Raw genomic sequence first — 26,908 nt, 5'->3', positions numbered from 1 at the left:
GCTCGTTTAGTATCGATCTATCGAGACACGTCCGGAGGATGACATGCGACGCCTGAAGAATTTTGCGCTGGCCGCCAGCGCATGCGTGCTCGCCGGGGGTGCGCTGACCGCGTGCTCGCCGCCAGGGGAACAGCCATCGGACCAGCCCGGCGGAGACCCAACCCGCGGCGCCATCACCAGTGACGGTGCGGGCGGTGCAGGTGGCGCTGACGGTGCAGGTGGCGGGGCCGAGGGGGCCCGCGGGGCCGATGACATCAGCGACCTGACCCAGTCCGGCGGACGCTACAACCTCATCGCCAACCACCTCGTCGAAGGCACCGTTGAACTGCGGCACGATGGCAAAGGCACCGCCGCCGTGGTCGCCGAAAAATTCAACACCGCGCTTAATGACGGAAACTACGAACTTCGCGCATACGCCGTCGCATCCTGCGCAGCCATCACCGGCGCAACCGACGACCTTGCCGTACTCGGGGAACTGCGCGTCGACGGCGGCAACGCAAGTGTCACACCGCGCACCGGCGACGTTGACCCCGTCCAGGTGCTCACCATCGCCGCAGTGAAACCAGGCAGCGCAGAGGTCGCGGCATGCGGCCCGTGGATTAAATGGGTCGGCGAGAATCAGCCAGCTGATGAGCCAGCTGATGAGCTAACCGACCAGCCAACCGAGTCCGAAACCGCCGGAGGCTAATTATGGGCGTGGCCCGCGACCCCCGAACTGACAGCACCGCCGAAATCCCGGCGGAGAATTTCACCGGCCACCCAGAGCCGACCATTGGCGTGGAATGGGAAATTGCGTTCACCGACCCCGTCACTCGCGACCTGACCCCGGTCGCTGGCGAAGTGCTCGACCTCATCGACGAGGCGCGCCCCGGCCACCGTGTGCAGCGCGAGTTCCTCGCAAACACCGTCGAACTGGTCACCGGTGTGCACCACACTGTCCCCGAAGCTGTCGCTGAGCTGCGAGAACAGCTGAATCTGGTGCGCGGCGCCGCCGAGAAAGTCGGCGCGAACGTGTGGGCGTCCGGTTCGCACCCGTTTGCCCGTGGAGTGTCGCAGCCGGTCAGCCCAAAGGGGCACTACGCCGAAATCCAGGAGCGCACCCAGTGGTGGGGCCGCCAAATGATGATTTGGGGGCTACATGTGCACGTTGCGGTCAAGGACGCCGACCGCGTGTGGCCAATCATCAACGCACTGATGACCTATTTCCCGCATATCCTCGGGCTGTCGGCGTCGTCACCGGCGTGGAATGCCGAGGACATGGGCTACGCCTCCAACCGCACGATGCTGTATCAGCAGTTGCCGACCGCGTCGCTCCCGCCGCAGTTGCAGACGTGGCAGCAGTGGCAGGAATACATGCGTGACCAGGCGCTTTCCGGTGTCATCTCCCATACGCGTTCCATGCACCTGGACATCCGCCCGGCATCGAAATTCGGCACGATTGAGATTCGCATCGCCGACGCCCCATCGAACCTCTACGAACTGGGCGCCATCACCGCGCTCATCCAAACCCTCGTCGTGTGGCTGGACCGTCGCTACGACGCCGGCGAGGAACTCCCGTGGCTGCAGACGTGGCACCTTGAGGAAAACAAATGGCGCGCCGCCCGCTACGGCATGGCCGCGGAAATCATCGTCGACCGCACCACCCGCGAGTCCATGGTTGCGGAAGAACTCATTGAGCTTATTGACGTATTGATGCCAATTGCCGAGGAACTGGGGTGCGCGGAAGAACTCGCGTCGATTGAGCCGATGCTGAAGATCGGCGCTGGCTACCAGCGGCAACGCAAAGCAGCGCAGGCCGCCGGGGCGGTGCTCCTATTGCCGGATTCCGCTGACGTGACCGAAATTCACCTGCCATGGATGGCAGCCGTCGACTTGTCCGTCGCCGAGATGGCCGCCGAACACCCGCTGTAGCCGGGCTAAACTGACTCCCCGCCGGTGGCGCCGCGTTCCGCAGTGCGCTCGGCTGGCCGTTCGTCATCGCGGGACAGGGCATCGCGATCAATCAGACCTTCGCGATACACCACATTGCCGACGCGATTCGACACCACCGGCGCCGTCACCAAGGCAAACAACAAAATCAGCAGCAGCATCCCGAGGTCACCGCGCACCGCGACATTGCCAGTATCGTTCGCCGCCAAGTGTAGGAACACGCCCGTAACCGTCAGAATCAGACCCATCGACTGCGGTTTTGCCGACGAATGCATCCGGGTAATCACATCGCGGAAGCGCACCAAACCAATCGACGCAGACACCGCAAAGAAAGTCCCAGAAAGAATCAGCAGGCCAGCGACCAGATTCACTACACCATGGATTGACCACTCAAACATTACTGCCGCTCATCCTTCCGCACGTCGTCCTTCGTGGGCATCCGGACACCAGAATCCTGCTGCCACAAACCGGTCCGGTCCGCTTCATCGCTTTCGAGCGTCCGCGCGGCCTTCGCTGGTCGCGCAGCACCAGCACCGCCAGTGCCACCAGGCACCGTGCCACCAGCACCAGCACCGCCAGTGCCAGCAGGCACAGCGCCGTCTGCTGTAGGTGACGGACGGCGGGCATCGGGCGTCCGAAAGCGCGCGACCGACACCGATGACAAATACCCGAGCAACGCCACCGCGACCATCGCATACGCCACCGACGTATCCGCAGTCCACACCATGTACACCGCCAGACCGCCCTGCACAATCGACACCAGAGCATCCAGTGCCACCAGCCGGTCCAACGAGTTCGGCCCAATCAAGCCCCGCCAGCCAATCAGCAACACGCTGAGCCCATAGCCCAGCGCCGCGACGGCCAACGCAAGTTCAAAAGCGCTGTCAGTCATCGTTGCCCCCTTCCAATGCGTCAATAAGCTGAAGGCGCATGCGTTCAAATTGCCGGAGTGCCGCCTCGATTGCGCCGGTCGACGAACCGTCAATGAGGTGCATCGTCAGCGTTTGCCGGGGCTTGTTGATTTCGACGACAATGCCGCCGGGCTGCAGATTCAGCATGGTGATGGCCGTTGCAAGGGTGAAATCTTCGCGCACCGCCATCGGCACATGCACAATCGCACCCGGCGGGGCAGGGGAGCGGCGAATCGCGAGCCACGCCACCTGCACCGACGAGCGCGTGAAGTCAACCATGAATGTCGCCGCGAGTTTGACTACCGGCCATAGGCGGATGTGCAGGCCGCCGAGGTTCAGCTGCGGTACTGGCACCACGATGGTGACGAAAAGTGCCACCAGCAGACCGCCGATGACGTTTCCCCAGGTCAGCTCGCCCCAGAGCAGGACCCACATGGCAGTGAGGCACAGCACGGCAACGATCGTTGGGCGGGCTTTAGTTCGCATCGCTGGCCTCCTTCCCGCCAGCACCAGCGCCATCACCGGCACCGGCGCCAGCGCTACGGCCGGGGTCGCCGACGCCCGTGCGGTCTGGGCCAATGCCCGTGCCCGGCCCGTAACCAACCGGCGCGTCATCAGGGTCGCCGAGCACCGCAGACTGGTACACGCCCGGCTCCGTCAGCTGCCCCGCCGCCCGATCCGTCAGGGTCGACAGTGGCCCGGCCAGCACCGACACCGCCAGCGACGCCACAACCAGCAGCATCGTCGGGGCGACCATGCCCCATGGCATCGCGCCGACATCTTCACGCTCCTCCACCTTCACGACCGTCGCCTTCTCCGTCAGCGTCATCGGCCGCGAAAACGCATGATCCCCGTCGGGCGCATCAGATCGGTCCCGCCAGAACGCTTTCGACCACACCAGCACCATCGTGTACAGCGTCAGCAGCGACGTCACCACCGCAGCGACAATGCCGAGCCACACCAAAAAGCCACCGGCCACGTCAACACCAGCTTCAATCAGCAGAATCTTCCCCAGGAACCCGGAAAACGGTGGAATGCCACCCAAATTCAGCGCCGGAATCAGATACAGCACCGCCAGCAACCCAGACGCCTTCGCCAGACCACCAAGCCGCCGCAGCGACGACGACCCCGCCTGCCGCTCAATCAGCCCGACCACCAAGAACAGTGCGGTCTGCACCAAAATGTGGTGCGCCGCGTAGAAAATCGCGCCGCCGAGCCCCAACCGCGACCCGAGCGCGATACCAAATACCATGTACCCAATGTGGCTGACCAGGGTAAACGACAGCAGACGTTTGATGTCATTTTGCGCCATCGCACCCAAAATGCCCATCACCATCGTCATGATGCCGGCCAGCATCAGCACCCCATCAAGCCGGTCAACCGGAAACAGCACATAGCGCGCCCGGATAATCGCGTACACGCCGACTTTCGTCAACAAGCCCGCAAAAACCGCGGTGACCAGCGACGGGGCGGTCGGGTAGGAGTCCGGGAGCCATGCCGACAGCGGCCACACCGCCGCCTTAACGCAGAACGCCACCAGCAGTGTGGCGAACACTGCCAGCTTCACCCCGGACGGAATGTCCGCCATCCGCGCCGCGACGTGCGCCATGTTGAGCGTCCCCACTGACGCGTAAATAAACGCCAGGGCCAGCAGAAACACCATCGACGACAGGATGTTCACCATCACGTACGCCACCCCGGCACGCACCCGCGCCGCCGACGCCCCCAGCGTCAGCAGCACATAGGACGCCACCAGCAGCACTTCAAACCCGACGTACATGTTGAACAGGTCGCCCGCCAGAAACGCCAGCGACACCCCCATGTTCAGCAGCATATATGTCGGAATGAACACCGCGACCGGGTCGTCATCGTCGCCGTCGCGGATACCCTGCCCGATACCGAACCACATCACGGCAAACAGCACGACCTGCGACACCGCAATCATCAGCGTCGACAGCCCATCGGCGACCAAGCTAATCCCGACCGGCGCCTCCCAGCCACCAATCTGCACGACATAAATCCCGCTGCGCGCGACCTCGGCGACCATCAGCATCGCCGCCACCAGCAGCGCACCGAGCACCGTCAGCGACACGCCACGTTGCCAGCGCGGAAAACGCACCAGGCCAAGGTTCACGGCGGCGGTCAGCGCTGGCAGCAGAATCGGCAGCGGCACGAGGTAGGGCATCAGCGCAGGTAGCCACGTCAGCTCCAGCATTTAGCTCTCCTCCTTGGTCGGCTTCTCAAACGCTTTCGGCCCGAACTGGTCACCCGCGTCGGTCGGTTTACCGGTGGTTGGGTCATCGGACGCGTCGTGGTCCGGCTGCTGCGACGGGTCGTCGGCTTGCCGGTCGCGGACGGTCTTGTCCTCTGGGTCGTCATCAATGCGGTCGGAAACGCGGTAGCGGTGCTGCCGGTATGCCAGCGCCAGAATGAACGCCGCCAGCCCCATCGAAATGACAATCGCCGTCAGAATCATCGCCTGCGCCAGCGGGTCGGCGGTCGTCTGCTGCAGATGCGATTCGCGCCCAATAATCGGCGGCGCACCGGCAGACCCTCCAGCAGTCAGAATCATGAGGTTCACGCCGTTGCCAATCAGCAGAATCCCCATCAGCATCTTCGTAATCGTCCGCTCCAGAAACAGGTACACCCCGGCGGCAATAAGCACCGCGACGGTCGCCAGGAGGGCAAAGTTCGACACCATGGTGGGTCACCGTTCCTTTGGGCTTGTTGACGTTTTGGTGCCCGACTTGACCGACACCGCTGCCTCGATGTTGCGTTTTTGCCCCTGCCGGGACAGCCGCGACAGGCTGACGCGGCGGGAGCGGGCACGCTCGGCGCGGATTTCCGATTCGACGTCGATACGGCCGCCGAGGGAACGCAGGAAGTACACGACCATGCCAACCACAATCAGGTAGACCCCGGCATCGAACCCGAGGGCGGAGACAACGGTGACATCACCAATCAGCGGCACCGTCAACGTGAAGTAGGCACTGGTCAGTGGCGGGTAGCCGAAGTACATCGGAATCAGTGCGCCGAGGGTGACGAGCACGAGGCCCAGCGCAATGATGCGGTCCGTCTCAATGGGCACGACATCGTTGAGTTCTTGGCGGCCACCGGTCAGGTAGCGCAACGTCAGCGCGAGACCGGCGACGAGCCCACCGGCGAAGCCGCCGCCGGGGGCGTTGTGCCCGCTGAAGAAGAAGTACAGGGATAGCACCATCATGGCGGGGAAGAGGAAGCGGGTGGACACTTCCAACATGAGTGGGCCTTCGATCGGCTTATTGACTTGGGCGATCGTCAGCCAGCGTGGTCGGGCGCCACGGCGACGTTCGCTGCGGCTTTCGCTGTGGCGTTCCGCCCGACCCTCTGCACTCGCCGTATTACTAGCTGAATCACTAGCCGCACGACTAGCCGCATTGTGCTTCGCGCGGCGGGCTGCGCGGCGCTGCCCCAGTTTGGCCTGCGCATTCAGCCGCGCCGTCGGGGTACGGAACACCAGCGAGGCGACACCCACCGCCACAATGACCAGGACGGACACTTCGCCGAGGGTATCGAAGGCACGGATATCGACCAGCAGCACGTTGACGGCATTCGCGCCGTGACCAATATCTTTCGCCAAATCTGGAATGACCGTGGAGACAGGGTCATGGGCGCGGGCCGAAATGGCGAACGCACCAACGATGGCGACAATGGTGCCAATCGCGATGCCGAGCCAGCCACGCATCCGAGTGTGGCCAACGCTGGCATTCGGGTCGACGGAGGCAGGCAGTTTGCGCAGCACCAGCACAAACACAATCATGACGATGGTTTCCACCAGCAGCTGTGTCAGTGCCAAATCTGGTGCGCCATGCAACGCAAAAAGCACCGCTAAGCCGTAGCCGGTCACACCGACCAAAATGACACCGGACAAGCGGTTATTAATCCGGGTGGCTGCGACCGCCGCCACAATAATTGCCCCAGCAACCAGTGCCTGAATTGGCGACTCCCATGGCTCCATCCGAATGGCCGGTAGCTCACCGAAGGACAAACCAGCGACGGCTGCTAGTGCCAGCGTCACCAGAATGACCGCTTCGTTCAGTGGCAGGGAACCACGCTGCGTCAGCGAGGTAGCTCGCAGCGACAGGCGTTGCGCCCCGCGAAGCACCGCATCGTATGCGGCATCGGCATCGCCGAGCGCTGGGTCTTTCGGCTGCAAGGTCAGGGCAGTTTTGCGCTGCCAGGCCAGCACCGCGCCGCCGACAATAATAAGAACTGTCAACCCGAGCGGAACAGTAAAACCGTGCCAGAGCGCCAGGTGAAATGCAGTTGGGTCGGGCGCCGCTGCGTCGGCAAGCTCCATCGCGGTGGACACCCCGAGGCCGACACCATTGGTCGGGAACGCGTCGGTGAGGTACGGCGTGAGGGCAGTTTCCACGACCTGCGGCACCAACCCAAACACCACGGACGCGCCAGCTAGCAGCCACGCTGGCCACTGGATGCCAAAGCCAGGACGAGTCATATCGCGGACGGCTGGGGAAGCACCAGTGTCGGGGTCCGCGTCAAGGGCAGCGCCCGTTTTCGTGCCGAAGGCAGCGAATAGGAAATACATGGAATACGCCATGGTGAGCACCGAACCGATCACCATGGTGGTGGTCATCATCAGTGCGGGCATGCCGCGCAAAGTCAGCTCACCAAGCACCGTGGTCAGCACCGATTCCTTCGCCACAAAACCGAGCATCGGCGGCAGACCCGCCATCGACGCCGCCGCCACCATTGCTGTTAGCGCTAGCTCTGGGCGACGGCGCCCCAGCCCCGACAATTCCCGCACGTCACGAGTACCGGTGTGGTGGTCAATGATGCCCACCACCATAAACAGCGTCGCCTTAAACAGGGCATGGCCGAAGGTCAGCGCCAGCGCCGCCAGCATCGTCGGGCGAGTGCCAATCGCCGCGACCGACACAATGAACCCGAGCTGCGACACCGTCCCGTAGGCCAGAATCAACTTCAAGTCGAGTTGGCGCAGCGCCATCCACCCAGCCATCACCATTGTGATCAGCCCCAGCGGAATAATCGCCAGATGCCACGACGCGGTGGAAGAAAAAGTAGGTGCCAGCCGCGCAATCAGGAACACGCCAGCTTTCACCATCGCCGCGGAGTGCAAATATGCGGACACTGGGGTTGGGGCAGCCATCGCGCCGGGCAACCAGAAATGGAAGGGTGCGATCGCTGACTTCGACAGTGCGCCAGCAACAATGAGCACCAACGCGGTGGCAACAGCAGGCGTACCCAGGGTGGACTGGTCCAGCACGGCATCCGCACCGCGGGCGGTCAATTCACTGAAGAGCCAGGTATCCGTCGAAAAGCCCAAAAGGATAAGGCCCACCAACATGGCCAAACCGCCGAGGGTGGTGACCATCAATGCCTGGCCGGCGGCGCGGCGGGAGGAGGCACGTTCGGCGTAGTAGCCGACCAGCAGGAAGGACAGCACACTGGTGATTTCCCAGAAGATGTACATCAGCAGCAGGCCGTCGGCGATGACGAGGCCGTACATGGCGGCGGCGAATCCGACCATCTGCCCAGCGAAGGCGCCGGTGCGGCGTGCGGGGCGTTTAAGTGGGTCGAAGTAGCGGCCGCAGTACACCAGAATGAGGAATCCGATGCCTAGGACAAGGGTGGCGAACAGTGCTGCTAGCGGGTCCAGGCGCAGGTCAATGCCAAGGTTGGCTTGGGGCATCCACGCGATGGACTCGGTGGGGAAATCTGCTGGGGTCGCGTTGCTATCTGTGGTTGAGACGTCGAAGAGGTGCGGGTTGCTGTCTTTGGCGTAACTGACTGCGTAGGAGCCGGTCCAGACTGCCCCAGCAAGCAGGGGGAGGGCCAGAAGGTAGAAACCGTTGCGTCCCAACCAGCGGATAACGCGCGGTGCCAGCAGTGCGGTAGCAAAAAGAGCGCACAGCAGTAGCAGCAAACGGTTTGTCCTTATCCGGTTGGGTACCCGCTTGGGCGGGCACTACTACTAAAGGTACAGACGGTTAGCTGCGCACGCCATGGCAGTAGTGATGGAAGACTCTGGGGTTGGGCCGAAGCCCATGGTCCACACCTTGGTGTTGTTGTGGCATGCGTACACGAAGGTAGCGGTTGCTTCGAACACCTCGAACTGGTGGAATTCCAGGATTTCCACGCGGTGGCCAGCGTCAGCCAGCAGGTTGGTCACAGCGGAGATTGGGCCCATCGCGGTGATTTCGCGTTCGATGGTGTGCTCGTGCTTGGTGCCGCGTTCCACCTGCATGGTGGCTTCGAAGGTCACGCGGCCACCACGCTGAGGGGTGGAGGTCAGCTTAGCGATGCGCAGTGGGCCATTCTGATTCGAATATTGCTCCATGAATTGGCGCCATTGCATCCCGCGTGCTTCTTGACGCAAACCGCGCGGCAGGCGGTGACCGAAACGAGCCAGGAATGGGTCTTCGGCGAAAACGCGCACCTGGGACTGTGGTTCGCTCGGAGCGGTGCTCGAGAAAGTGTAAGTGGTGGAGCGGTGCGAGCGGGTGATGGTGAACATTATTCTTTCGGTCCTAACTTTGTTAATTCTTCTTGTTGGTCTGGACCGACTCAGCGCTGTGTTCGTTACGGCTATAACCCCAGGCGGAGGGGTCAGTCCTAGCCTCCGTTGGGGTTGATAGCCTTCGCTACGAGCGCGAGAAGAATAATGTTTTGCATGTGCGCTAAGTTACACAGTTCACTTAGCGGATGCAACATCCTTCTTAGAATATTTCATTATGAATATTGCTTCAGCGGTTGCGATATCCATGATTTCCTGCGGATTTACCGATTCGTCAATCGCGTGAATTTGGCACAAAGGCTCCTCAATTCCGAAGAGCATCAGCTCCGTTTCCGGATTTGCAGTCGTTAATGCCGTGCACAGCGGAATGGAACCGCCCTCACCGGACAGCACGGTGTCGGTGCCGTAGGCCTCGGTCAGTGCGTCGCGCAGCAGGGTAAACGCCTCACCGTCGGTGTTGGCGGAAAACGGGCTGGCCAGGGTGTCGCGTTCAATGCTTAGCTTCGCACCCCATGGCACGTGCTTTTCCAGGTGCGCCACCAACTTGTCTTGGGCGTGCTTCGGGTCCATTCCCGGTGGCACTCGCAGGTTAATCTGCGCTGCGGCGTGGCCTTGGACAGCGTTAATCGCTTTTGCCAGTGGGATGACGTCCATGCCGGTGACGGTGACCGCTGGGCGGGTCCACAGCAGGTCGGCAACGGCGTGTTCGCCGCCAGCAGCGCCGTCAGCGCCATTGACGTCAGCACCATTGACGTCGGCGTCGGTGTAGGTTTCGACACCGTCGAGCACACCAGCGTCGGCACGGAAGTCGGCTTCCGGGTATTCCCGGCCGGTCCACTTCTGGTCGCTGTCGAGTCCGTCAATGGCAATCCGGCCGTGTTCGTCGCGCAGCGAATCCAGCAGGCGGATGAGGGCGGCGAGTGCGTCGGGAGCGGCGCCGCCGTAAGCACCGGAGTGGACGGCGCTGCTCATGGTGTCGATGGAGACGATGACGTCCGCGGCGCCGCGCAGCACAGTGTTCAGGGTTGGTTCGCCGACGGCGACGTTGCCGGTGTCGACGATGAGGGTGGCGTCGGCGGCGAAGCGTTCAGGTTGGGTGGCAATCAGATTTTCCAGGCCCGCGCTGCCGCGTTCCTCGGAGCCTTCCACAATGATGCGCAGACCAATGCCGGTGCCAGCGAACCCGCCAGCATCCGCACCCACGAGCTCACGCAGAGCCCGCAGCACTGCTAGGTGCACGACAATGTTGCCTTTGCAGTCCGCGGCGCCGCGGGCGTACCAGCGGCCGTCACGTTCCGTGAGCGTCCACGGGTTCGAGGTCCAGGCGGATTCATCGCCAGATGGCTGGACGTCGTAGTGGGAGTAGAGCAGCACCGTTGGTTTGCCGTCGCCAGGTGGGACGTATCCGGCCAGGGTGATGGAGCCATCAATGGTGTCGATAGCTTCCAATTCGACGCCTTCTGCGGCAAACGCTGCTTGTACTGCGTCGGCGGCACCTTTGCAGGCGACCATGTCGTCCCCGTGGACTGATGGGAAGGAGACGAAGGTGGATAGGTGGTTGAAAAGGTCGTTCCGCTGAGCGTAGACGGCCGTTCGGATATCTGAACTTGAAACCATGCTTGCCAGTGTATGCCCGTTCCGGCAGATTGAAAGTATGGATATTGATGGTCAAGAGCGGCCGCGTAACGCCGTCATTGCGGTGCTGTGCTTGGTGTTGTTGGGTGTGGTGGCGTTGGGTTCGGGCCTTATTGGGGTCTTTGGTGCGCGGATCTCGGCTCCGGCAGAGGGTGATGGTCGCCGCATGGTGTTTTTCACCGTCTGGTCAGTTATTGGGGTGCTGTTGCTCATTTGTGCGTGGCGGCTGTTTTGGGGCAAAGCAGCATCGGGCGTGCTGGCGGTGATGATGGCGCTGCCCGCTAGCTTGCTGATGGTGCTGGCTCTGGTCCCGTGGATGGGTTTGCCCTTCTTGCCCATGGCCGCGCTATTGCTGGGTGCAGCAGTATTGTTGACGGTAATGGTGTGGACGAAGCCGGTGCGTAACTTCCTCGGCTCTTTCTGAATCAGCTCCGTCGGCGTCCGTAGGTGGGGCTCTCTATATAGATAGGTATAGGTGGCGTTCGGTGACTAGCAATCGTGACAAGTGGGATGAGTGGGTTGTCCCGCAGGGCAGTTACAACAAGCCTCCGCAGCAAGGCGGTAGTGGTTGGGGTAATCCGTATGACCCAGGCCAGTCCCAGTCGTCTCCGTATGATCAGCCGCCGCAGTCGCCGCCGCCTCCGCCGCAGTTTCAGCGCCCAGAAGGTGCGGATGGCGATGGGAATGATGGCGGTTCGAACCTTGGTTATATCGTCGTGGCGTTGCTGGTGACCGTTGCGGTGGCAGGCGCCGCCATTTGGTACCTGACTGGCGTGTTGCGTGGTGACGATTCCAAGGAACAGTCGGCGCAGGCAGAGGTCACCGTCACCGAAACCGCCCCATCGGGCGGTGGTGCAGACCCTGCCGATTCCGGGTCGTCGGAATCTGAGTCGTCGTCTACCACGTCCAAGCGGAAGGAACATAAGCCGTCTCCGCAGGGCCGCAGTTGTGGTTCCGTCGGTACAGTTGACGTGTATGCGGTCACTGATGTGACCAGCTGCCCGTTTGCGATGTCGGTGGCCAAGGAAGTGGGGAACCTGCCGGAACCAGATGATGGCGATTCCTTCTCAGTGGATGCCTTTAGCTCTGTGACGAATAAGACGTACAACATGAAGTGTTCGGCTAAGGGTGAACCAGTAACCGAGGTGACCTGCCAAGGTGGCAATAACGCCAACGTTCAGGTCATCGTTCCGTTGGGCGATCGCTAGTGCGGCGCGGAGTCCGCAGTCTTGTGATGGCCGCCAGCGCGGTTGCCACAGTTATTACTGCCGCCAGCCTGTCCGCATGCACCATCGCGACTTCCGGTGACCGTGAGTCCTCCACGGCGCAGACCGCCACCCGAACAACGACTGTTTCCCCGTCGCCCAATCCGTCAACAAGCACCCCGGCGAAGCCGGAAACCACCAGGAAACCGGACGGTAACGGCGACCAAAAGCAGGTGCAGGCGGTGTTGGACCAGGCGGTGGCGGATGCTACGGCGCAGTTTGGGGGCACGGCCGCCATTTCGCTTAGTGACGGAAGGGTGACCGTTGACGCAGGCGAGCTTTCGAGCGGGCCGGCGTGGTCGACTGTGAAGGTGCCGTTGGCGTTGGCGGCGGTGTCCGCGGGCGTGGCGGACGCGGGGGCGGTGCAGCGCGCGCTGGAAACGTCGGATAATGCGGCGGCGGATCAGCTGTGGAATGCGCTCGGTGGCGGTGCGGCAGCGGCGGGGGCCGTGGAGCAGCAGATTGCGCAGGTGTCCGCGGCGCCGCATGTGCCGTCGGAGGTGACGCGGCCGGGGTTCTCGGCGTTCGGGCAGGCGAACTGGCCGGTGAAGGATCAGGCGAAGTTCGCGGCGAAGCTGAAGTGCGTGGACCGGGATAGTGTGGTGTCGACGCATATGGCGCAGGTGACGGCCGAACAGCGGTATGGCATTGGTCGGATTGACGGGGCTCGGTTGAAGGGTGGCTGGGGTCCGAATGAGGCGGGTGCGTATCTGACGCGGCAGCTGGGTGTGGCTGATGTGAACGGCAAGCAGGTGGGGATTGCGGTGGCGGCGCAGCCAGCGGATGGTTCTTATGCTGCGGGGCAGGGGATGTTGGATGCGTTGGTGCAGTCGTTGACGGCGTCGGAGGCGTGGCATCATCTTGCACTCGGGGCGGGCGACTGCTAAAACGGGAGTTAGCACTCGTTCCGGTGAAGTGCCAACAAATCTACACAGCGCTGTTGTGTGATGGCTGGAAATCGACGCCCAGCCGTGCCGTCGCGGGCGCACGCAGCACGTTTCGTGTCGACGAATTACCACGGAGGAATCCAACTTATGGCCAAGCTCATTGCTTTCGATGAAGAGGCACGTCGTGGCCTCGAAAACGGCCTGAACACCCTCGCGGATGCCGTTAAGGTCACCCTCGGCCCAAAGGGTCGTAACGTTGTTCTGGAAAAGAAGTGGGGCGCACCAACCATTACCAACGATGGTGTGTCCATTGCTCGTGAAATCGAGCTGGAAGATCCATACGAAAAGATCGGCGCTGAGCTGGTCAAGGAAGTTGCCAAGAAGACTGACGATGTCGCAGGTGACGGTACCACCACCGCAACCGTGCTGGCTCAGGCTCTGGTTTCCGAGGGCCTGCGCAACGTTGTTGCTGGCTCCAACCCAATGGGCATCAAGCGCGGCATTGAAAAGTCCGTCGCCGCTGTGACCGAGCAGCTGCTGAAGACCGCCAAGCCAATTGAGACCCGGGATCAGATTGCCGCAACCGCGGGCATTTCTGCTGCCGACCCAGCTATTGGTGAACTGATTGCCAAGGCTATGGACAAGGTGGGCAAGGAAGGCGTCATCACCGTCGAAGAGGCCAACACCTTTGGCCTGGAGCTGGAGCTCACCGAAGGTATGCGTTTTGACAAGGGCTTTGTCTCTGCCTACTTTGCTACCGACCTGGAGCGCGGCGAAGCAGTCCTGGAAGACCCATACATCCTGCTGGTGTCTGCCAAGATTTCCAACGTCAAGGACCTGCTGCCAATCCTGGAGAAGGTCATGCAGTCCGGTAAGCCACTGCTGATCCTGGCTGAGGACATCGAGGGCGAAGCCCTGTCCACCCTGGTTGTGAACAAGATTCGCGGCACCTTCAAGTCTGTGGCCGTTAAGGCTCCTGGCTTCGGTGAGCGCCGCAAGTCCCAGCTGCAGGACATTGCCATCCTGACCGGTGGCCAGGTCATCGACGAAGAGATCGGCCTGTCCCTGGAGACCGCTGACATTGCAATGCTGGGTTCGGCACGCAAGGTCGTCGTGACCAAGGATGACACCACCATCGTCGACGGTGCTGGTGAGCAGTCCGCAATCGAAGGCCGTGTGGCTCAGATCCGTCAGGAAATTGAGAACGCGGACACCGACTACGACCGCGAGAAGCTGCAGGAGCGCCTGGCGAAGCTGGCCGGTGGCGTTGCTGTGATTAAGGCTGGCGCTGCGACCGAGGTTGAGCTGAAGGAACGTAAGCACCGCATTGAGGACGCCGTCCGCAACGCAAAGGCCGCCGTTGAAGAGGGCATCGTGTCCGGCGGCGGTTCCGCACTGCTGCAGGCCGCACACGTGCTTGATGACGATTTGGGTCTGTCCGGTGACGAAGCTACTGGCGTGAAGATTGTTCGCGCTTCCCTGGCTGCGCCACTGAAGCAGATTGCGCTGAACGCTGGCCTTGAAGCTGGCGTGGTGGCTGAGAAGGTCTCCAACCTGCCTGTGGGCGAAGGCCTGAACGCTGCATCCGGCGAGTACGTGAACCTGCTGGAGGCCGGCATTGCTGACCCAGTGAAGGTGACCCGTTCCGCTCTGCAGAACGCAGCATCCATTGCTGCGCTGTTCCTGACCACTGAAGCTGTGGTGGCTGACAAGCCAGAACCAGCAGCTCCAGCAATGCCAGGTGGCGATGACATGGGCGGCATGTTCTAAGTCTGAAACGGCTTGTAGAGGCTAGGAGAGGCTGACTTAAGAGCGGCTATCTAAAGCCTGTTTTGCGGCGCTAGCACCCGATTTGAGGGCGCTAGTGCCGCTCTGCTATTTGGGTATTTATTGATGCGGGGGTGGTGGGTGTGGGAAGCTTCACAAACATGTGCACGGCATGCCTGGTTTTCAAGCCGAAGTGTGGTAAAGCTGCAGGTTAAATGGTCGCAATGATGCAGCCCGACTGGCCTGGAATGACTCTAAAATGTAACTAAAGCGCGTGAAATGCGCAGCAGTGCTGAAGGTTTCGTGACATAAAACTAGAGCCTTAAGAATTAATGTGCTTTAATCTTGCATGTGCCTGCCCGCAGGATGGGAAAGCCCGGCTGGGGCGGTGCTGAGCAACATGCTTAGCCTCAGAGGCGTAACTAATCTCTAGATTTCTTTAGGAGTTCTCCCATGAACAACGCTGGTTTCAACGACTTCATCAAGATTGCTGGCCTGATCGTCCCAATCATCACCGCTCTGATTTCTTTCGCTGGCATCGTCGCAAAGCCTGATAGCAACGTCGAGAACCTGCAGAACCTGTTCTCCTCCAGCAAGGGCACCGAGGCTGGCGGCAGCTCCTTCGGCTCCTCTGAGAACAACTAGTCTTTCTTTGTAGTTCGGATTGAGCTGTCGGGCTCTCCGAAGTTACCAAACGCGCTCAGGTTACTCTGGGCGCGTTTTTGATCTGCCGCTTGGGATTGGCATGTTGCACGGAGCGTAAAGAGCAGTTGCGCCTTGTTCTGGTTTAGGTCGTTGCATTTTGCTCGGAGCGCAGGAGTGGCTCCGCCCTGCTTGAATGCGATGCTGAATGGAGGCGCTGGTGTGTAGAGGGCTTGGGGCAGCGCAATGCCTGTGACTGAGAGTCGGATAAGCCTGCGGTAGGAATGTTATATTACCGTTTTATATGTGATAACTATCACACTTGCTTTCGGGTTTGTGTGTAGCTTCACTCTGGATCGGTTGAGTAAGCAATTACAAAAGAGCAGCTCAGGTGGCTAATTGGCTGAACTAAGATCGTTACATATCTGATATGAAAGGTCAGGGGGGAGCGGTTGCTGAAATCTGATAACCCGCTATATTGACCAATGAGCGCAGACCTTGCGGTACTGGCGCCCGACATTTCGGGGCTGTTATCAGCTTCAAACTGTAAGTGTGTTACCGAGGACCTCCTCGGTACTGACTACCTAGGAGACATTATGTCCACCATCCTTTCCGGCGTAATCGGCGACTTCAGCGCTGCATCCGAACTGCTCGACGAAGGCTTTGGCTTCAAGTCCCTGGCTGACTTCTTCGGCGGCTCCGCTGACCTGGGCAAGGGCCTGGTCTACATGGCAGAGCGCGTCATGGAAACCCTGAACATCAAGTAAGCTCCCGCTTCTTCATCTCACACTTTTCAAGGAGTAAAAATGAACTTCGACATGATTAACGTCTGGCTGAACGACCTCTCTAACTGGGGCAAGATTTTCGGTGGCGCTGCTAAGCTGATTGGTAACAACGGCGCTCTGTCTGTTGCTTGGGACTTCATCGACGGCGGCGACTTCTCGACCGTTGGCGAATTGTTGAGCGACTCGGTGAGCTCTCGCCTGTCCTAAGGAAAGTTTCGCATCCGCTCTAGTGGTGGATAGTTGAACCCAAAACCCCGCCTTCGGGCGGGGTTTTCGTGATCGTTGGGGTTGTCCTCGTGAGTGGCATTGGGGGATTGAATTGAGCGGGTAATGAGTATTATTCTCAACTAGTCCGTTTGATTACATACCCGTTGGGAGAAACTCATGTTCGACATCATCAACACTTGGCTCGAAGACATCGCCACTTGGGCGGACATCTTCGACAACCTGATGTTCTCCTCCGAGCTCTAAGGCAGCGCATATAAGCACCGCTGGCCCGCTCGCACCTGAGGTGCGGGCGGGCTGTTTGCGTCAATAAGCACCGAAACTGCTACCGAGGCCGCAAACCGCCCCCGTAACCGACAGAAGTGCAGCATTTTCACTAGAATGGGACGTATGGCTGACAACAAAGAGCAGGAATTCCACCTCGTTGACCTCGCGGCAACCGAAGGCTACGTCGTAGACGATTCCGACGAAGACGACCCCGTACTTCTCACCCCAGAAGGCACCCCAGTCGACACTTGGCGCGACGCGTACCCATACGACGAACGCATGACCCGCGACGACTACGAGCACATCAAGCGCTCCCTGCAGATTGAGCTGCTCAAGTGGCAGAACTGGACCAAAGAAACGGGCCAGCGCCACATCATTATCTTTGAAGGCCGCGACGCAGCCGGTAAAGGCGGCACCATTAAACGCTTCAACGAGCACCTCAACCCACGTGGTGCTCGCATCGTAGCGCTAGAAAAGCCATCGCCACGCGAATCCACCAGCTGGTACTTCCAACGCTACGTTGAACACTTCCCGGCTGCCGGTGAAATCGTGTTCTTCGACCGGTCCTGGTACAACCGCTCCGGTGTCGAACGCGTCATGGGCTTCTGCACCGAATCGCAGCACGCCGAATTCCTGCGCGAAGTGCCGATGCTGGAAAACATGCTGCTTGGCTCCGGCATCTCCCTGACCAAACTGTGGTTCTCCGTCACCCAGAAGGAACAGCGCACTCGCTTCGCTATTCGTCAGGTGGACCCAGTGCGCCAATGGAAGCTGTCGCCAATGGATCTGGCGTCCCTGGACAAGTGGGATGACTACACCCGCGCCAAGGAAGAACAGTTCCGCTACACCGACAGCGACGAATCGCCGTGGATCACCATTAAGTCGAATGACAAGAAGCGCGCGCGAATCAACGCCATGCGCTACGTGCTGTCGAAGTTCGAATACACCGGCAAGGACCACGAAGTTGTCGGACAGCCAGACCCGAAGATTGTGCAGCGCGGACGCGACCAGATTGGGGATTAGAGCGTTGGGGGAACGGAGCGTGAGGGATTCGCACTTAGTGTGCTGACCGAGGGCTTCGCATTGTCAGCGTGAATAGGCAATACCGGTACGGGAGAATCCGTGCCGGTATTTGTGTTAGTCGGGGGATTGGCCGACACAGCAGTATCTGTAGCTATTGATGCCGTGGATTGCAACGAGTACTTAATTGACAGAAAAATGGCCTCTAGCCTCGCCTGATTGGCGAAACTAGAGGCTATTTTCAGCTTTCCTAGCTAATCCTCCTTGCAGAGAACTACGATTCGTTCTCCTGCTGTCGGCGGAGGAACAAGAACAATCCGCCAGCTAAGGCGACAAAGGCGAGCAGAGGTAGTAGAAGCTCCATTACCGTGGCGCCCGTATTCGCACGAAGGTGCTTAGACGGACGGGCTCCGTCGCTAGCCTGGCCCTCTTGGTGAGGTTTGTCCTGAGACTGCTCGGAAGGAGCACTTGGCGTCGACGGCACAGGCTGTGCAGGCTGAGTCGGTGCCGGGATAGTTGTCTTACCGGACGGGCTTGAAGGGATCGGGATAGGGATCGGAATGATCGGCACATTTGGTCGCGGTGGGGTCGACGTTACCGTAGTGGTGGTTGTCGTGGTCGACGGTGGAGTCGGCTCAGGCTTGTCAGTTTCGGTGTAGATGTTCTTAGCAACTACAGCGACTTCCTTGCCCTTCTCCAGCGAGAACTTTGCTTCGGCCCCCTCAACTGCATTGTTGTCAACTGTCCACTGAAGCTTGTGCTTGAAACCATCAACTGGACGTGGGGTCTTTTCGGAAATGGTGCACTCCGAGCCAACCAAAAGATCCTCGATGATAGCTACTTCCTTGTCCTTCAGCTGAACGACACCGTTCTTCTCTTCGCCTTCCGGTTGCTGACACTTCCACTCGAATTCGAAAGCGTCACCAACAGGGGCGCCTTCAACGAGCTTCTTCAAGCTAAACGAAGTGACGTCAGGAGTAGGAACTGGTGGCGTGGTTTTGGTGTAAATGTTCTTGGCAACCACGCCGATTTCTTTATCCTTTTCAAGCGTGAACTTGGCGACGCTGCCGTCGACAACCTTTCCATTGATAGTCAGTTCCAGCTTGTGGTCGAATCCGTCGACCTTCGCCGGAGCGATCTCCGAGACCGTACACTCAGACCCGACCTCGAAACCATCAACAGAGGTGTCGTTGCCATCATGCAACCAAATGCTGGAGGATTCAGCATCCCCACTAGGAGAGGTGCACTTCCATTCAAACTCAAACGCGTCAGTAACAGAAGTACCCTCGACAACCTTCTTCACGTTGAAACCAGCAACTTCCGGCTTTGGATCTGGCTGCTCGATTTTGGTGTAGAGGTTCTTCGCGAAGACTGCGACCTCTCGGTCTTCTGCCACCGTGAACTTAGAGTCCGTGTCGGTTACAGGCTTTCCATCGACAGTCAGTTCTAGCTCGTGGTCGAAACCGTCAACCTCGGCTGGGTCAATCTCGGTAACGGAGCAGTCAGAACCAATTGCGATACCGCTGATGGAGACTTCCTCATTGTGCTTCAACTCGACTGTGCCAGTTTTTGAGTCACCTTCAGCTTCGGAACAAGTCCAACTGAACTTGAAAGCATCCTCGGCGTCTGTGCCTTCCACAACTTTCTTAACCTTAAAGCCAGAGGTCTTTGGTGCTGGAGTCACAGGGGAGTAAGCATTGGTGACGACCAGATGCGCGGCTTCAACATCTGGCGAAGCAATGGTCACAGTGGCGGAATCACCAGCTACCGAATGGCTAGAGGTAGCGTCGTCCGAGCCTGCCGCAGCGACAGACCAAGAAGTCGTGCGCTCTTTGCCTTCGAGGTCCTTTGACGTTTCGGTGATCTCACAGCTCAGGTCCTTGTCCAGTTCGGATTCGTGGTGCAAACTGCCCGCGGCCAACTTGAACGTCCCGGACTTAGCTTCTGCGCCCTGAGGGTTCTTACAGACAAAGTTGAACTCGAACTCGCCCGCTTCTTCAGCGGTTGCGCCGTTCAAAATCTTCTCGACAGTAAACCCGCCTTTAAGGCCATGGCCTTGGCCACCGGCCCCTGGAATGAGAACACCGTCAGATACCTCGGTGCCATCGATGGACGCAGTATTGGTTACCGTCGAGCCAGGTGCTGGCTTAGTTTTCGTGGTGGTAATCGCATTGATGACTGGGCCGGATTCTACATAAAGTCCATATGGGAAGGTGACCGTGATGAGCTCCGGGGAGCAAAGGATCGTGTAGTTGTGGCCGGTCTGCATATCTGGGTCATCAAGGTTTGTGATGCCATTTGTCTGACCGCCGCCCGGGTTGCCGTTGCTGTCGTAAATGACATGGCGCACGTTGGTTGGATTTCCCTGACCGTCCATGATGAAGGAAGAAACCGAAATTGGAGAGTAGCCATCGTTCTGACCGGCGTCGCAGACGAACGACCAGCCTTCAGGAGCCTGGTCTTTGACAACGATTGGCTGACCTTTATGTTCGCGCGGATTTACACCAATGGACCATTCCATCTTGTAGGCATCGATTTCGGAATCGTAGCGCCGGTAAGTGCCGCGCTTGGAATCCTCATGAGTGAGTCCACTTTCATTGACAGTCAGCTTGCCTGGGAGGGAGCCGGTGCCGCATCCTGAGAAATTTAGGTCACCGTCGAATTCGGAAGTAGTTGCCCATTGGACGGACACATAAGCGTCGCCTTCAACATTGAAGTTGGTTTCAACGAATTCAGTCAGCGTAATGACGAAAGTATGTCCAGACCACTTGCCGTTGGCTACCACGATTCCAGAGGAGTTTTCCAGTGGGACCGGATCAAGGTCAGCAGGCTCAAGTTGCGGAGGCAGCGTCAGCTCAATGGTGTCACCAGCTTTTGCGTTGGAATCGGCTGTCCAGGTGAATTGAGCATTGGCAAACCCGTTGGAACCGGTGTAGACACCGTTCTCGACGCTCGGGCTGCCATCCTGCCATTTGAGGTTGGACCAAGAGCCACCCGAACATGTGGACTGGGCTGAAGCCTGCTGTGCAGCAAACGTCGACAGTCCAATCAGCATGAACATCGTTGCCAAGATGGCGGTAAACAGCCGTGCTAGTCGAAAAGTCGACCTAGTATGGGGGAGGGATATTTTCAAGGTTGTTATCTCCTGAAGTTGCGCCGACTCTCAGAAGGCGCGGTGGAAAAATTCAGTCTTGGAGCGCAAAGCCGGGGTAGGAAGTGCTAGTTCCTTTCTGTAGCTCCCCGCACAGGTAGGCCTGAACCCAACCAAAGTCAGTAAATAGCGTTTTTGGGAAAGCCTGTTTATGTCCGTGCGGTAAGTAGTTTAGTCTCCGCGGCAGGTAGATTGAAGAGGGGGGGGAGCCTCAAAATGCACTGAGATGATGCTTTTGTGCAAGATGCTGCATATGTGCAGGTAGGTGGGTTTTGGCGGTGTTGACATTTGGTGACGGTGTGTAAAAACTGTGAGTAATGTCTAACTTTCGGCCAAGCAAAGGTGCTACCAGGTGGGGGGGTATTTCAGTGTGGGGGAATCCCCTCCCAGCGTTCGCGAGGGCGTGGGGTAACGGATGGTGGCGGAATGCTGTGCCACGTTTGTCCTGCGTATCCATTTGGGTTCCAAGTTCGCTTTGTCAGTGAATGTCGTCAGGCGTTTCGACTTGGATGCCGAGGTTGGGACTGTCAAGCCGAAAAGGTTCGTGGCTCTGTCTGTTGAGGGTCGCCATTTGGGCCAACGGCAAGGAATGTGCGCGCATTAACGCCGTGAGCTAGGTGGTGTCCCAGTTTGAGTACAACGGCAAGGGTCATGAAGTTGTCGGACGGTCAGACCCGAAGATCGTGCAATGTGGACGCGATCAGGCTGGGGATTAGAGCTTAAGGCTGATAGTTGTCGGCTCAGATTCGAAGACCGGCCCAGGACGGGCGCTGCTTGAGGGCGGTGATTGGTCCTGGGCCGGTCTTTTTTGAGTTGTGGCGCTGAGAGTAGTTCGTATCTAACCGAAGCCAATTAGTTCGTTTAGGTAACGTCCAAGTTCTGTGCGGATTGGCCTAGTATTGGCTAACGAAACAAAACGCTAAACGGATGAGAGTGTAGTCACATCCGGAAGAGTCGCACTCTGGATATAAGGCACGCCGTGTGGTGGCTATCCGGAGTCGGTGAGAATATTCCTGCAACAAGAATCTCAAACGATATTTGTGTGGTTCAGGCACCTATTGGCTAATCTACGAGAAGAGTACAAAAGGATCCGAGACGGACTGGAGGGTGATGATGACCGGATTTCTGATTGAGTACCATCGGTCGTCAGGACAAGTTCACGTTCAAGCTTTTCCTTCCTTAATAGCCGCTACCAAAGAACGATTGCGACTCGACCGCTTGAACCACGATCATGACCTTGAAATCGCCGCTGTAGCAAGCAGCAGCGAGCAGCATCTCCGACAGTCTCATAGCCGCTACTTTGAGCGCGAAACTCTCTGAATCGCCAAAGCTTCTGAGCCACACAAAAGGCCGGTGCGGAAATCCGCACCGGCCCTCGTCGTCAATAAGCAATCATCGCGGGGGACGCGACTACCTGCTAATCAAGCACTGCCTCAATTGGATTGCCCTGCCAACGCGTGCCGGCAGGAACAACGTCACCACGCATGACCAGGGACGCCGGGCCGACCGAGGTGTTCTCACCCAGCTCCGACGCTGGCAGCGCCACCGAGTGTGGCCCAAGGGTTGCGCCCGGTGCCAATACCACAGTGTCCATGGACATCACGCGGTCCTGGAACAGGTGCGACTGCACCACACAACCACGGCCGACGCTCGCGCCGCGACCAATGTGGCACAGGTCCGTCTCCGGCAGCCAGTAGGACTCCAGCCACGCACCGCGGCCGACCTTCGCGCCCAGCATCCGCAACATCACGTTCAGCTCACCGGTGCCCAAGTTCGGCTCCAGGAACCACGGGCGGGCAAGGGTCTCCACGAACGTGTCCTGCAGCTCATCCAGCCACACGAACCACGACCACAGCGGATGATCGCCCGCACGGTGACGACCCACGCAAGCCCACTTCACCAGCACCGTCACCAACGCAGCAACAATGCCGCCAGCCATCAACAGCACACCACCAGCAGCCCACGCAGCCCACCAACCAAAGTCCAGCACCAACCACTGCATTCCGGCAAACACCGCAACCGCAATCAGCGCAGACACCATCGGCGCCAGCAGACGCAACGTCTCCACAAAACCACGGGCCAGCTTCACACCGAAACCAGGCTGATACGTGCGATCCGAACCATCGGTTGCCACCTCAACACGGCGCAGACGCTCCGGCGGGGAACCCCACCAGTTCGAGCCGCGCTTCGCCTTCTTAGGAGTAGACGAGAGCACCGCAACCAGGGAATTCTTACCCAACTTACGGTTCGGGCCAGCCACACCAGAGTTACCCAGGAAGCTGCGGCGACCAATGCGGGTCGGACCAGTGACCATCCAGCCGCCACCAAGCTCATAACCGCCGACCAACGTGTCATCGGCCAGGAAAGCACCATCGCGGACCTCCGCGAACCGCGGCACCATCACCGCAGTCGACGCCTCCACATTGTGACCAATCTTCGCGCCCAACGAACGCAACCACAGCGGGGTCAGCTCCGACGCATACAGCGGGAACATTTCCGTGCGGGCCATATCCATCAGACGCTCCGTAGCCCACACCTGCCAACCCTGACGGGAACGGACCGCATGGATACCCGGCTGCAAACCCAAGCCGAGCAGTCGCACCGACAACCAAGTGAGAGCCAAATACAGCGCAAACGCAATCAACGCAGCAGCAGGGGCGAAGGTAAGCGCCCGGCCAGCAGCAACCATCGGGGACGCATCCGGGCCAATGAACCACACCGTCGCCGCAGCGGCGCCACCAAGCGCAACGTAAAACAGCAGACCCATCAGCAGGGAAGAGACGCCGTACATCATGAACCAGCCAACGTGGCGGGATGGGTGGCCCTCCGGCACCTGTGACTTTGGCTTACCCACCTTGCGGGCAGGCGAGCCCGACCAGCGGGAGCCATTCTTCACCTTCGCCGCGCCAGTCACACAAGAACCAGCTTCGACATGGGCCTTCTCACCAATCACAGTGCCCGGCATCAAGGTCGTGCGGGTACCAATGCGGGACTCCTGGCCAATAGTGATAGTGCCAATGTGCACCTTATCGCCCTCGACCCAGTAGCCGGACAAGTCCACATCCGGCTCCACCGCAGCATGATCACCAATGGTCAGCAGGCCAGTGACCGGCGGAATGGCGTGCAAATCGACGCCCTTGCCAATCTTGTTGCCCAGCATGCGGGCATAGGCCGCCACCCACGTAGCGCCGCCCATATCGCGGCCACCCAGAGCTGCGACCAATCGTTCTGCAGCCCACAGCCGCAAATGCGTCGCCCCGCCACGCTGGTAGGTGCCCGGCTGCAGCCTAAACGTCAACAAGCGGGCAACTACGGCGGAAACCGGCAACGTCACCAGTGGGGTGAGCGTGGCAATTAAACCGGCGCCGACCAGCCACCACGACAGTGGGCGGGCGAAATCGTAGCCCAGCGCCGCGGCAATATTGTTACCGAGCGCCAAGAACACGACCCAGCGCAGCGCAACCAGAGTCAACGAGACCAACTGCACCGCAGTTTGGGTAATGCGGGTCAGCGCGCCGACCGGCTTAACGGGTTCGACCGGGGCAGTAGGGGCCGCGGCCTCGGAATCGCCAGAAGTTGGCAGACCATTTTCCTCCAAGCGCGCCACCAGCAGGCCCAGACGCGGATGGTCATACAAGTCGCGGACCGCAACCTGCGGCACCCGCTGACGGATCTGCGCAATCAACGTTGCCGCAGCCAGTGAGGTGCCACCCAAGTTGAAGAAATCCGCGTCGGCATCGGCAGGCTGCGTGCCAAGCACATCAGCCCACAGGCCAGCCATCCACCGCTCATTCGCAGTGAAGGAATCATCGGCGGCGGCGCCAGCAGACTGCGCAGGAAGTGGCCACGGCAACGCCTTCTTATCCACCTTGCCGGAAGTACGAATCGGCAACTCCGGCAACACACACAGCTGCGGCACCATCGGCGCCGGCAACATCTCCGTCAAACGAGCATGCGCGGCCTTCAAATCATACTTCTCTGCCTGCTCCTCACCGTCCACGCCAAGGTAGCCGACCAGCACATCCGTGCCCGCGCCCGTCGTCTGCACCACAACCGACGCCTGGAACACACCAGGCAGGGCAGCCAGCGCCGCATCAATCTCGCCGAGCTCAATGCGGCGGCCACCAATCTTCACCTGGTCATCAACACGGCCCACAAAATACAGGCCATCTTCTTCCAACCGAACATGGTCACCGGTGCGGTACGCACGATCCCAACCCAACGCCGGGGCAGGGGCATACGCCTGCGCATCCTTCTCCGGATCCAAATAGCGGGCCAAGCCGACACCGCCAATAATCAGTTCGCCCTGCTCACCGTAGGCAACCTGGTTACCGGCCTCATCAACCACAGCCAAATCCCAACCATCCAGCGGCAACCCAATCGACACTGGGCGCTTGCCATCAGCGGTCGTCGCACACGCAACAACAGTCGCTTCGGTAGGGCCATAGGTATTCCACACTTCCCGCTCGGAAGTGGACAGACGAGCAGCCAGCTCCGTTGGCAGCGCTTCGCCACCAAGAATCAACAGCCGCACCTGGTCCAACGCCTCAGCAGGCCACAAACCAGCAAGCGTCGGCACCGTCGACACCACCGTGATGTCGCGAGAAATCAACCATGGGCCCAGGTCCATGCCGGAGCGGACCAACGAACGTGGCGCCGGCACCAGGCAGCAGCCGTGGCGCCAGGCCAACCACATCTCTTCACAGGAGGCGTCGAAAGCGACGGACAGGCCTGCAAGGACGCGGTCATCAGTGCCGAGGGGCTCATTGACGCCCTCGGTGTCATGGTCACCATCGGGCGGTGCCAAAAACAGGCGCGCCTCAGCATCCACCCAGGCAGCGGCGCTGCGGTGCGTGACCGCCACACCCTTCGGTTTGCCCGTCGAACCGGATGTGAAAATGATCCAGGCATCGTCATCAAGCGTCGGTGCGCCGGCCCGCGGATCATCCGCAGCAATCGGGCCGCGGTCCTTCACCCACGCGGCGCGGCGCAGACCCTTCGCGGTGAACACCGCTGCGACATTCGCCTCCGAAAAGACGGTGTCGGCGCGCTCATCTGGGTCATCGGCATCCACCGGCACATAGGCCGCGCCGGCAGCGAGGGTCGACAAAATCGCGACATACAGGCTGCGGGTGCCCGACGGCATACGGATACCAATGCGGTCGCCGCGGCCAATGCCCATCTGGTGCAGCCACTCCACCGTGTGGTCAATCTCCGCGAGCAGCTCCGCGTAGGTCAGAACATTGTCGCCGTCATCAATCGCAGCGGCATCGGGGTGCAGCAGCACCGTCTCATGCAAAATGTCCAGCAAGGTACGGGGGTCGGCGGCAAGGTCACCGCGCAGATACTGCGGTGGAATCGGATTGCTACTCACTTCTTATTCTTGCCCTTCCCGTTTTTCTTCTTTGACCCCTTCGATTTGCTGCCGGTGGCAATGGCCTTGGCTGCCAAGGTGCGGAACTTCTCCGACTGCTTCTGCGACAAACCTTGCAGCGCCTCATTTTCGGCGGAGGTGACGTCAGCTTCCGTGGCCGAGCGGACCTGCAGGCCGGTGTCAGTTGGGGTGATCAGTTGACGGCGGCGGTCAGCGGTATCGCGCTGGCGGGCAATCAGGTCGCGGTTTTCCATGATATCGACCAAGCGGACCATGTCGGAGCGGTCGATGCCGAGGAGATCGCCGATTTCGCCCTGGGAAAGGGCATCGGAGCTGTCAGCTGGGGCGGCCAGTAGGAGCAGCCAGTATTCACGCAGCGTCAACTCGTGGGCGGAGCATGCCAGTTCGGCAGCTCGGCGTAATGCTGTGGCGGTTTGCGTCGCGCCGAAAGTAGCGGAGCTCGCCAAAGAGCCTGGGAGTGTTTTGGACATAAAACCCAGGTTAGCCCAATG

Annotated in this window: 21 protein-coding genes; 10 read left to right on the top strand and 11 right to left on the bottom strand. The window is 60.0% G+C overall.

Going from position 1 to position 26,908, the window contains the following annotated elements; all coding sequences use genetic code 11:
* Window positions 1-43 precede the first annotated feature (43 nt).
* Window positions 44-688 carry a hypothetical protein gene (locus A3EC_RS0109190; RefSeq protein WP_018024890.1) on the top strand — a complete coding sequence of 215 codons (645 nt, stop codon included), beginning with the start codon at window positions 44-46 and terminating at the stop codon, window positions 686-688.
* 2 nt (window positions 689-690) lie between these two features.
* The gene (locus tag A3EC_RS0109185; RefSeq protein ID WP_018024889.1) at window positions 691-1,911 is read left to right on the top strand and encodes a glutamate--cysteine ligase; all 1,221 of its coding nucleotides are present in this window, start codon (window positions 691-693) and stop codon (window positions 1,909-1,911) included.
* Between the two features lie 5 nt (window positions 1,912-1,916).
* Here A3EC_RS0109185 and A3EC_RS0109180 read toward each other — a convergent pair whose 3' ends face one another.
* The 8 genes from A3EC_RS0109180 to A3EC_RS0109145 all read right to left on the bottom strand — a co-directional run bounded on the left by A3EC_RS0109180 (window position 1,917) and on the right by A3EC_RS0109145 (window position 10,995).
* Window positions 1,917-2,327: a monovalent cation/H(+) antiporter subunit G gene (locus A3EC_RS0109180; protein WP_018024888.1), complete on the bottom strand. Its 411-nt coding sequence runs from the start codon at window positions 2,325-2,327 to the stop codon at window positions 1,917-1,919.
* On the bottom strand, window positions 2,327-2,821 hold the full coding sequence (locus A3EC_RS13110) for a monovalent cation/H+ antiporter complex subunit F (protein ID WP_018024887.1): 495 nt from the start codon (window positions 2,819-2,821) through the stop codon (window positions 2,327-2,329). The genes A3EC_RS0109180 and A3EC_RS13110 overlap by 1 nt, the downstream gene beginning before the upstream one ends.
* Entirely contained in the window at window positions 2,814-3,326 is a 513-nt protein-coding gene (locus tag A3EC_RS11980; RefSeq protein WP_018024886.1) for a Na+/H+ antiporter subunit E, read from the bottom strand. Before A3EC_RS11980 ends, A3EC_RS13110 begins: the two co-directional genes overlap by 8 nt.
* Window positions 3,316-5,055: a Na+/H+ antiporter subunit D gene (locus tag A3EC_RS0109165; protein WP_018024885.1), complete on the bottom strand. Its 1,740-nt coding sequence runs from the start codon at window positions 5,053-5,055 to the stop codon at window positions 3,316-3,318. Before A3EC_RS0109165 ends, A3EC_RS11980 begins: the two co-directional genes overlap by 11 nt.
* The gene (locus tag A3EC_RS0109160; RefSeq protein WP_018024884.1) at window positions 5,056-5,541 is read right to left on the bottom strand and encodes a Na(+)/H(+) antiporter subunit C; all 486 of its coding nucleotides are present in this window, start codon (window positions 5,539-5,541) and stop codon (window positions 5,056-5,058) included. It lies immediately after the preceding gene.
* Between the two features lie 6 nt (window positions 5,542-5,547).
* Complete coding sequence (locus A3EC_RS11975) at window positions 5,548-8,787, bottom strand: Na+/H+ antiporter subunit A (protein WP_018024883.1); 3,240 nt, start codon at window positions 8,785-8,787, stop codon at window positions 5,548-5,550.
* Window positions 8,788-8,835: 48 nt separating this feature from the next.
* Window positions 8,836-9,378, bottom strand: a complete 543-nt coding sequence (locus A3EC_RS0109150) for a hypothetical protein (RefSeq protein WP_018024882.1) — start codon at window positions 9,376-9,378, stop codon at window positions 8,836-8,838.
* Between the two features lie 177 nt (window positions 9,379-9,555).
* The gene (locus A3EC_RS0109145; RefSeq protein ID WP_018024881.1) at window positions 9,556-10,995 is read right to left on the bottom strand and encodes a M20/M25/M40 family metallo-hydrolase; all 1,440 of its coding nucleotides are present in this window, start codon (window positions 10,993-10,995) and stop codon (window positions 9,556-9,558) included.
* Here A3EC_RS0109145 and A3EC_RS0109140 point away from each other — a divergent pair.
* The 8 genes from A3EC_RS0109140 to ppk2 all read left to right on the top strand — a co-directional run bounded on the left by A3EC_RS0109140 (window position 10,994) and on the right by ppk2 (window position 17,874).
* Window positions 10,994-11,437, top strand: a complete 444-nt coding sequence (locus A3EC_RS0109140) for a hypothetical protein (RefSeq protein WP_040428439.1) — start codon at window positions 10,994-10,996, stop codon at window positions 11,435-11,437. The two genes, A3EC_RS0109145 and A3EC_RS0109140, sit on opposite strands and share 2 nt — an antisense overlap.
* Window positions 11,438-11,498: 61 nt before the next feature.
* Window positions 11,499-12,221 (top strand): hypothetical protein, encoded by a 723-nt coding sequence (locus tag A3EC_RS0109135; RefSeq protein ID WP_018024879.1) that lies wholly within the window; start codon window positions 11,499-11,501, stop codon window positions 12,219-12,221.
* A 26-nt stretch (window positions 12,222-12,247) separates the two neighbouring features.
* On the top strand, window positions 12,248-13,165 hold the full coding sequence (locus A3EC_RS11970) for a hypothetical protein (protein ID WP_018024878.1): 918 nt from the start codon (window positions 12,248-12,250) through the stop codon (window positions 13,163-13,165).
* Window positions 13,166-13,312: 147 nt separating this feature from the next.
* On the top strand, window positions 13,313-14,935 hold the full coding sequence (groL, locus tag A3EC_RS0109125) for a chaperonin GroEL (RefSeq protein WP_018024877.1): 1,623 nt from the start codon (window positions 13,313-13,315) through the stop codon (window positions 14,933-14,935).
* Between the two features lie 450 nt (window positions 14,936-15,385).
* On the top strand, window positions 15,386-15,577 hold the full coding sequence (locus A3EC_RS0109120; protein WP_018024876.1) for a hypothetical protein: 192 nt from the start codon (window positions 15,386-15,388) through the stop codon (window positions 15,575-15,577).
* Between the two features lie 593 nt (window positions 15,578-16,170).
* Window positions 16,171-16,341 carry a PorACj family cell wall channel-forming small protein gene (locus tag A3EC_RS12960; protein ID WP_018024875.1) on the top strand — a complete coding sequence of 57 codons (171 nt, stop codon included), beginning with the start codon at window positions 16,171-16,173 and terminating at the stop codon, window positions 16,339-16,341.
* Between the two features lie 39 nt (window positions 16,342-16,380).
* Window positions 16,381-16,566, top strand: coding sequence for a hypothetical protein (locus tag A3EC_RS0109110; RefSeq protein WP_018024874.1), 186 nt, complete (start codon window positions 16,381-16,383; stop codon window positions 16,564-16,566).
* 408 nt (window positions 16,567-16,974) lie between these two features.
* Window positions 16,975-17,874 (top strand): polyphosphate kinase 2, encoded by a 900-nt coding sequence (ppk2, locus tag A3EC_RS0109100; RefSeq protein WP_018024873.1) that lies wholly within the window; start codon window positions 16,975-16,977, stop codon window positions 17,872-17,874.
* A gap of 271 nt (window positions 17,875-18,145) precedes the next feature.
* On the opposite strand, the gene A3EC_RS12560 is transcribed toward ppk2, so the two are convergent.
* The 3 genes from A3EC_RS12560 to A3EC_RS11960 form a co-directional block, all read right to left on the bottom strand.
* Window positions 18,146-20,932 (bottom strand): DUF5979 domain-containing protein, encoded by a 2,787-nt coding sequence (locus A3EC_RS12560; protein WP_051061053.1) that lies wholly within the window; start codon window positions 20,930-20,932, stop codon window positions 18,146-18,148.
* Between the two features lie 1,507 nt (window positions 20,933-22,439).
* Window positions 22,440-26,396 carry a Pls/PosA family non-ribosomal peptide synthetase gene (locus A3EC_RS0109085; RefSeq protein WP_018024871.1) on the bottom strand — a complete coding sequence of 1,319 codons (3,957 nt, stop codon included), beginning with the start codon at window positions 26,394-26,396 and terminating at the stop codon, window positions 22,440-22,442.
* The gene (locus A3EC_RS11960; protein WP_018024870.1) at window positions 26,393-26,887 is read right to left on the bottom strand and encodes a MarR family winged helix-turn-helix transcriptional regulator; all 495 of its coding nucleotides are present in this window, start codon (window positions 26,885-26,887) and stop codon (window positions 26,393-26,395) included. Before A3EC_RS11960 ends, A3EC_RS0109085 begins: the two co-directional genes overlap by 4 nt.
* Between the last annotated feature and the right edge of the window lie 21 nt (window positions 26,888-26,908).

Origin of the sequence: Corynebacterium ulceribovis DSM 45146, from assembly GCF_000372445.1 — a bacterium.
In the GTDB taxonomy this organism is placed as follows: Bacteria; Actinomycetota; Actinomycetes; order Mycobacteriales; family Mycobacteriaceae; genus Corynebacterium; species Corynebacterium ulceribovis.
Note: the sequence above shows the minus strand (reverse complement) of the source record. Positions and strands in the feature narration are given on the sequence as shown.

Bases quoted from the DNA above. Each gene is read 5' to 3' on its own strand.
- A3EC_RS0109140 (WP_040428439.1), top strand. From the start codon at position 10,994: ATGCTTGCCAGTGTATGCCCGTTCCGGCAGATTGAAAGTATGGATATT.
- A3EC_RS11960 (WP_018024870.1), bottom strand. From the start codon at position 26,887: ATGTCCAAAACACTCCCAGGCTCTTTGGCGAGCTCCGCTACTTTCGGC.
- A3EC_RS0109165 (WP_018024885.1), bottom strand. From the start codon at position 5,055: ATGCTGGAGCTGACGTGGCTACCTGCGCTGATGCCCTACCTCGTGCCG.
- A3EC_RS11970 (WP_018024878.1), top strand. From the start codon at position 12,248: ATGGCCGCCAGCGCGGTTGCCACAGTTATTACTGCCGCCAGCCTGTCC.
- A3EC_RS0109160 (WP_018024884.1), bottom strand. From the start codon at position 5,541: ATGGTGTCGAACTTTGCCCTCCTGGCGACCGTCGCGGTGCTTATTGCC.
- ppk2 (WP_018024873.1), top strand. From the start codon at position 16,975: ATGGCTGACAACAAAGAGCAGGAATTCCACCTCGTTGACCTCGCGGCA.
- A3EC_RS0109110 (WP_018024874.1), top strand. From the start codon at position 16,381: ATGAACTTCGACATGATTAACGTCTGGCTGAACGACCTCTCTAACTGG.
- A3EC_RS0109145 (WP_018024881.1), bottom strand. From the start codon at position 10,995: ATGGTTTCAAGTTCAGATATCCGAACGGCCGTCTACGCTCAGCGGAAC.
- A3EC_RS12960 (WP_018024875.1), top strand. From the start codon at position 16,171: ATGTCCACCATCCTTTCCGGCGTAATCGGCGACTTCAGCGCTGCATCC.
- A3EC_RS0109120 (WP_018024876.1), top strand. From the start codon at position 15,386: ATGAACAACGCTGGTTTCAACGACTTCATCAAGATTGCTGGCCTGATC.
- A3EC_RS11980 (WP_018024886.1), bottom strand. From the start codon at position 3,326: ATGCGAACTAAAGCCCGCCCAACGATCGTTGCCGTGCTGTGCCTCACT.
- A3EC_RS0109185 (WP_018024889.1), top strand. From the start codon at position 691: ATGGGCGTGGCCCGCGACCCCCGAACTGACAGCACCGCCGAAATCCCG.
- A3EC_RS0109150 (WP_018024882.1), bottom strand. From the start codon at position 9,378: ATGTTCACCATCACCCGCTCGCACCGCTCCACCACTTACACTTTCTCG.
- A3EC_RS12560 (WP_051061053.1), bottom strand. From the start codon at position 20,932: ATGTTCATGCTGATTGGACTGTCGACGTTTGCTGCACAGCAGGCTTCA.
- A3EC_RS13110 (WP_018024887.1), bottom strand. From the start codon at position 2,821: ATGACTGACAGCGCTTTTGAACTTGCGTTGGCCGTCGCGGCGCTGGGC.
- groL (WP_018024877.1), top strand. From the start codon at position 13,313: ATGGCCAAGCTCATTGCTTTCGATGAAGAGGCACGTCGTGGCCTCGAA.
- A3EC_RS0109180 (WP_018024888.1), bottom strand. From the start codon at position 2,327: ATGTTTGAGTGGTCAATCCATGGTGTAGTGAATCTGGTCGCTGGCCTG.
- A3EC_RS0109190 (WP_018024890.1), top strand. From the start codon at position 44: ATGCGACGCCTGAAGAATTTTGCGCTGGCCGCCAGCGCATGCGTGCTC.